4 protein-coding genes are annotated in these 6,657 nt (G+C 53.8%); 2 read left to right on the top strand and 2 right to left on the bottom strand.

Annotation, left to right across the window (positions count from 1 at the left end):
- Positions 1–2,063 (bottom strand): VaFE repeat-containing surface-anchored protein (locus tag ABRP64_RS08590; RefSeq protein WP_349866156.1); only part of this gene is annotated, 2,063 nt, incomplete at its 3' end.
- A 1,724-nt stretch (positions 2,064–3,787) separates the two neighbouring features.
- On the opposite strand from ABRP64_RS08590, the gene ABRP64_RS08585 reads away from it, so the two are divergent.
- Positions 3,788–4,234, top strand: a complete 447-nt coding sequence (locus ABRP64_RS08585; RefSeq protein ID WP_337887008.1) for a hypothetical protein — start codon at positions 3,788–3,790, stop codon at positions 4,232–4,234.
- A 133-nt stretch (positions 4,235–4,367) separates the two neighbouring features.
- Here ABRP64_RS08585 and ABRP64_RS08580 read toward each other — a convergent pair whose 3' ends face one another.
- Complete coding sequence (locus ABRP64_RS08580; RefSeq protein ID WP_349866154.1) at positions 4,368–5,660, bottom strand: adenylosuccinate synthase; 1,293 nt, start codon at positions 5,658–5,660, stop codon at positions 4,368–4,370.
- 88 nt (positions 5,661–5,748) lie between these two features.
- Here ABRP64_RS08580 and ABRP64_RS08575 point away from each other — a divergent pair, with 88 nt between their 5' ends.
- Entirely contained in the window at positions 5,749–6,564 is an 816-nt protein-coding gene (locus ABRP64_RS08575; RefSeq protein WP_349866152.1) for a diacylglycerol kinase family protein, read from the top strand.
- Positions 6,565–6,657: the final 93 nt, after the last annotated feature.

The following is a 6,657-nucleotide window of genomic DNA, read 5'->3' as shown; positions in this document are numbered from 1 at the left end:
TCCTCAAAGGCAACCGCAGCCTCAACCGGCTCCGTCACATCACTATCAACCGTGATCTTCACATCGACCTTGCCAGCGGACTTCTTCGGAGTAAAGGTCGTCTCACCCTTACCCAAAACAGTCTCTTTATCGGCCTTGCTAATCAACTCAGCCTGCAGAGTGTATTCCTTACCAAGAACCAAACCCTCAAAGCTGACCTCATCAACAACCTCAGCACCAGCAACAACCTCATGCGAACCCTGAGCAAAATCAGCATTCGTCGAAATCTCCGGCTTCAGAACCTTCTTAGAATCCTCAGAAACTACAGTCTGGTCCTCATCATCGATGTCCTTGTGCTCAGCAATGTGGTTCGGCTTCTCAGCATCCGGAGTATCCTCACCCTCAGCATCAACCTCAGTAGAAGTCAACTCCTCAAAAGCAACCGCAGCCTCAACCGGCTCCGTCACACCACTATCAACCGTGATCTTCACATCAACCTTGCCAGCAGACTTCTTCGGAGTAAAGGTCTTCTCACCCTTACCCAAAACAGTCTCTTTATCGGCCTTGCTAATCAACTCAGCCTGCAGAGTGTATTCCTTACCAGGAACCAAACCCTCAAAGCTGACCTCATCAACAATCTCAGCACCAGCAACAACCTCATGCGAACCCTGAGCAAAATCAGCATTCGTCGAAATCTCCGGCTTTGCAGAAGTATCAGCAGGCTCCTCCGGCTTTTCCGAAGAGGTCGTGCTCGAAGGCTCAGTGCTCGTCGTAGTCTTCGAAGTGGAAGTCTCCGAGTCCGACGGCTCCAAGGTCTTGGACTCCGAGCTGCTCTCCGTCGAAGGTTCAGAGCTCTTGGATTCCGAGGTGCTTGGCTTCGAGCTACTCGTTGAGGTCTCCGACGTAGACGTCTCCGAAGGCTTGTCGTCCTTCTTAGAGTTTACGGTCTGGGCCTCATCATCAATGTCCTTGTGCTCAGCAATGTGGTTCGGCTTCTCAGCATCCGGAGTGTCCTCACCCTCAGCGTTAACCTCAGTTGAAGTCAACTCCTCAAAAGCAACCGCAGCCTTGACCGGATTCTTCACGTCGCTGTCAACAGTGATTTCCACGTCAACCTTGCCAGCAGACTTCTCCGGCTTAAAGGTCTTTTCGCCCTTACCAATGACAGACTTGTCTGCCTTATTAACCAAATCCGCATTCAGGGTGTACTTCTTCCCTGGGACCAAGTCCTTGTATTTAACGGTGTCGGTTACCTTAGCACCGGACTTAACGGTCTCGCCCTGGGTCAGCTTCGCCTTGGTGGCGATCTCTGGGTTCCAGGTGGTGTTTACAGTCTGCGCCTCGTCGCTCAGGTCCTTGTGCTCTGCGATGACATTCTTCTTGTCAGAATCAGAGGTGGACTTTCCTTCCGCATCCACCTCAGTAGAGGTCAAGGTCTCAAAAGCAACTGCCGCGTCAATAGGCTTCTTAAGATCGCTGTCAACAGTGATCTCCACGTCCACGTCACCGGAGGACTTTTCTGGAGTAAAGGTCTTCTTGCCCTTGCCGACGACCTCGTGGTCTCCAGCCTTATCCTTCAGCTCAGCCTCAAGGGTGTATTTCTTGTGCGGGACCAGGTCCTCATAGTGAACCGTATCCTTCACCTTGGCACCAGCAACAACCTGATCGGCATCGTCGGCAAACTCTGCCTTGGTGCCAATCTTTGGCTGCAGCTTCTTCTCAGAAGCACTAGTAGTTGGAGTCGATTCACTAGGCTCAGTGCTTGGCTGAGTAGTGGTTTGCTCCGTCGAAGGCTCCTCAGAGGAGGTGGTCTCCTCAGTCGAGGTCTCCTCATCGGAAGGCTGCTCTTCCGTGGAGTTCGGAGTGCTCTCTTCCTCCGTAGGCTCGTCTTCCGTGGTTTCTTCCTCAGAAGGCTGCTCGGGAGTCGTGGATTCCTCCGGCTTGTCCTCCTCGGTATCAGGTAGACCAGGCTGATCCGGCGGCATCACCGGCTGGTCTCTGCGTGTTTTATCGACCCTACCTTTATCATCGTGAGGACGAACAATCGTGATATAAGCATCCTCAGGCTGTTCCGGAATCTGCACGGAGGGATCTTTTTCGAATTTTGGCGGGTCAAAATCATCCGCAATTCGATACCCGGTCAGTTCCGTAAATTCCTCATGGCTTCCTGTAAAGCTAGGGTATGTAGGCTGACCTGGATCAAGCGCACCGTAAGAGGGGTCTCGCCCAGTAATAGTAGCGGCAGCTATAGCCCGTGATGTGTCCTTCTCAGCAATTAAAGCTGCTAAATACACGGAATAGTTGGCAGCAGCCTTACTATCCTTCCGCTTAGCTGCATCCTTCAATTTCCGCCCAAGATTGATCACACCATCCCTGTATTCGGGCGAGATTTCAAGCCTTTCTGCGTTTTCCTTCGCATATACCCGATTTGTTTGCAGAGGGATTTGGGCGAATGGTTCGATACACCAGCCCCATCCCACGTTGTTGTTCGGGTTTCCTTTACCAGCACCCTCTGGCGGCGTTCCTGCCCAAACAAGTGGCCCCCAAGAAGTGTCTACTCCTTTGGGCATAATCTTGTTTACATCTCCCAAACTTACGTTTGGCTCAAAATCTGTAGGATTACTTTCCTCAGCATTTGCTTGATTCCACGGAACAGTGACCATAGCAGTAATAACCGCAATTGCAGCAAAGATTGCGGTCAGTACAGTCCACTTTCTCCGGGATAAATCGCGCACTCCGCTCATCTTCTCCCCTTTAAAAGGACATCTTCTTACAATTCGCATCTACACAACTCGAACTTCAGCTGTATAGAACCTAAATGTGAAACTTGAACACACGATAGACAATCCCGGTTCACTAACCGCTACGATCGCCACCATTTGTGCCTTTAGGACAGTACCAATCCATGCCCTCAAAGCGAATAATTTCAAACTTATCCAATTGATGCGTCAACAAATTCGCTATATCAATTGCGGTTTACCGATAGACGGAAACTGACAATTAAAACCCCTACAAATAAACCTTTGTTCGAAGGTAGATCCCACCCATAAAATACTATACCCCAATAGATAATCTATATTTTTTAGACTATTTACCATTTCTATTAACTCTGTTAACGGTATTTATTACATTTCAATCCTGCACCCTACTAAATGTCGGTGCACTTTTTAAATAGCCACAACCAGTGGTTTTTGGGCAATTCGAGACTTCAATCATCTGAATTTCTAGATAAAGGACCGTAATTAATTACGCTCACATGTTCGACCCAACTTGCCTTCAGACATTATTCAGTTGCACACAACTTCTTTGTAAGAACTGATTAAGAAAATGATTTGCAGTTAAGGAAACTTTCAAAACGTGTCGAGCGCCATAGAAAAGTGTGCATATTTCGCGCAAAATTGCACTGTCCCTAAAAGTCGTGCAGTAATTGAAGCGTCTACTAAAAGTAGGAAATGAACCCCGGTTTGAGACTATTTTTCTAACCCTCAATAGAAAGATTGTGAAACTTTTCTGGGTCGCACCCCATTAAACGCCAGCCGTTATTAGCGTCAAGATCTGGTGGATTCCCAACTTCTACCATCACTGTAATACATTGCACTCTAGTTAACTTTAAAAGCGTATATCACACTTCGAGACAAATAATGCAGGTCTAATCCCCTGCATTGGCCTAAAGTATTTTCTTCCACCAATAACCTCTAAATACATTTTTAATGGTGGAATCAACAAAGTGAATTTCACATCTCTTCCTACCTTTTTCGATGCTAGTGTTTTTATCGGTTTAAAACACTAACCCCAGAAAGGATCGGAAATGTCTATTCCTTCTTTTATTGCTAGCGCCATTGCTGCCCTATTGCCACTAACCGGCAGCACCGGCCCAGTCGACGCCCAGGACCAGCTTGCTGAGCCAGAGGTAACCCAGACCGCTGACGTTGAGCAGTCCACTGACCAGTCCGATGAGCCCGGCGCTCACGCCGAAAAGGGCCGTATCACCGGTGATAAGGAAGATGTAATCAACGGAGACCAGGACTACTCTGCACCTATCCTGCAGAGCGGTAAGTTGGCTGTGCAGCGCGAACTCGCGCTCGCTACCGACGAGCTGGGCCACGAGTTCATGAACATCGACTTCAAGGACAGCCACAGCGCACATCTGACCTTCCCGGACACCTATAACCCGGATACTGACCAGGCAGCCGTGGACCGCGTGCTGGAAGCACTCAAGATCAATGGCTACGACAACCTGACCGCCGCTTACTAAAGCTGAACGGGCGTAGCCTCGGGGAGTCCCGAGGATCTTAAAGAAGGGGCGAGGTACCTTGGTGAGGTACCTCGCCCCTTCTTACTTTTATGAGCTCGCGACTAGTACGAGCTCATCCACGCAGCTACGTCCGTTACTGGTCGTCCATGACATCGTGGCACACAATAGTCTGGTCGCGGCCAGGGCCGACACCGATATAGGAGATACGGCAGCCAGACAGCTCCTCCAAGCGCAGTACATAATCCTGCGCCTTCTGTGGAAGCTCCTCAAAGGTGGTGCACTCGGAGATATCCTCGTCCCACGCCGGCATGGTTTCAAAAATCGGCTCGGCGTGGTGGAACTCAGACTGGGTAACGGGCATCTCGTCGTAACGCTTTCCGTCAACGTCATAAGCCGCGCAGATAGGAATCTCGCCAATGCCGGTAAGCACATCGAGCTTGGTCAAGAAGTAATCCGTAAAGCCATTCACGCGCGTGGCGTAGCGAGCAATCACGGAATCGTACCAGCCACAGCGGCGCGTGCGCCCAGTGTTCACGCCGACCTCGCCGCCGGTGGTCTGCAGGTACTCGCCCCACTTATCAAAGAGCTCGGTGGGGAACGGGCCGGCGCCAACGCGGGTGGTATAGGCCTTGATAATGCCCAGCGAGGTCTTAATCCGCGTCGGTCCAATGCCAGAGCCAACCGATGCCCCACCCGCAGTCGGGTTCGAGGAAGTCACGAACGGGTAGGTGCCGTGGTCAACGTCCAACATGGTGGCCTGGCCGCCCTCCATGAGTACATTCTGGCCATTAGCAAGCGCTTCGTTCAGCTCGAGCTCGGCGTCGATGACCATGGGGCGCAGGCGGTCGCGGTAGCTTAAGAAGTACTCCACAATCTGCTCGGCCTCGATGGCCTTGCGGTTGTACATCTTCACCAGCATCTGGTTCTTAATCTCCAGCGCGGACTCGACCTTCTGGCGCAGGATGGACTCGTCGAAAATATCCTGCACGCGGATGCCAATACGCGCGACCTTATCGGCGTAGGTCGGCCCGATGCCGCGGCCGGTGGTACCGATGGCGCGCTTGCCCAGGAATCGCTCTTGCACGCGGTCGAGGGTCTGGTGGTACGGCGCCACGAGGTGCGCGTTCGCGGAAATCTTCAGGCGGGAGGCATTTGCCCCGCGCGCTTCCAGGCCATCAATCTCATCAAAGAGCGCCTCGAGGTTAATCACCACGCCATTGCCCAGCACAGGGGTGGCGTTTTCAGAAAGAATACCGGCGGGCAGGAGCTTCAGCTCGTATTTTTCACCGCCTACCACCACGGTGTGCCCGGCGTTATTGCCGCCGTTCGGCTTGACTACGTAGTCAACTTTCCCGCCAAGGATATCGGTAGCCTTGCCCTTGCCTTCGTCGCCCCATTGGGCGCCGACAATGACGATCGCTGCCATCTTTTAAGTCACTTCCTCATTATTGAAGCCAAAATACGCATTTACCTTACACTTTTCTGGCCGCAATAGCCCACGTAGCATGATGTGCATGCGTTTTTTGTTCCTCCGCTGCGGCGCCCCCGGCGTTGATTTGCCCGCAGAGGCCTATGACCTTTCGGCCGTTCCTTCCCGCAAGGAGCTCTCGCTTATCGATGCCGCCGCCACCAACCTCCTCCCCCACGACCCCACGCCTTCGCTTGACGAGATCGCCGCGCAGCCCGATGTCCGCCACCTCGGCGCCCCTGCCGCCGCCCCGCAGGAACCGTACTTGGAGGACCGCCTGCGCATCGTGATTGCGGGCTCGGATTCGGCGCTGAACGCCGTCATTACCCGGCTCATGCGCGCCGATAACCTGTGGGCTGAGGTAGCGTTCATCCCCACGGGCGAGTCAGCCGCCGCCGCTAATTGGGGCCTGCCCGCCGCGCCGCAGGAGGCCCTCGAGGTCGCCCGCACCGCCCCGGTTCGCCCGGTGCCACTCATCCGCAATGATTCCGGCCAGGCCGTCGCCGGCTCAACAACCATCTCAGATTGGTCGAATGGCCCGCTTACCGGTGAAATCATCATCGATGATGACACCCTTGCCGCCTCAGGTCACGGCACTTTTGGCGCGCGGCTCGTCCCCATGACCGATGCCCCTGGCATCCTGGCGGCCCGCGCAACCTCTCCAGTCGAGCCCGAAGGCCGCCTGCGCTCTCTGCTGCGCAAGCCCGGCCGCCTCGACCCGGATTCCGTCCACACCGGCCGCGCGGTCCAGGCAGGCGGTCCCCAACTGCGCGTGCTTGTCGATGCCATCCCCCACAAACGCCCTCTCACCCGCGTCACCTTCTACCGCCACCTGCGCGACCTCCAAGTAGTGCGCCCCTAGTCCACCCGTCACAGCTAACGCCGGTTCAGCCAGCTCACCCCGTCTCCTCCGACTCGGCCCTCGGTTGACTCAGCTCGCACAACTCGGCAAGCG

This window comes from Corynebacterium sp. KPL4015 (assembly GCF_040225725.1).
Lineage (GTDB): Bacteria > Actinomycetota > Actinomycetes > Mycobacteriales > Mycobacteriaceae > Corynebacterium > Corynebacterium rhinophilum.
The sequence above is the reverse complement of the archived record's forward strand: the minus strand, read 5'-3'. Positions and strand labels throughout refer to the sequence as shown.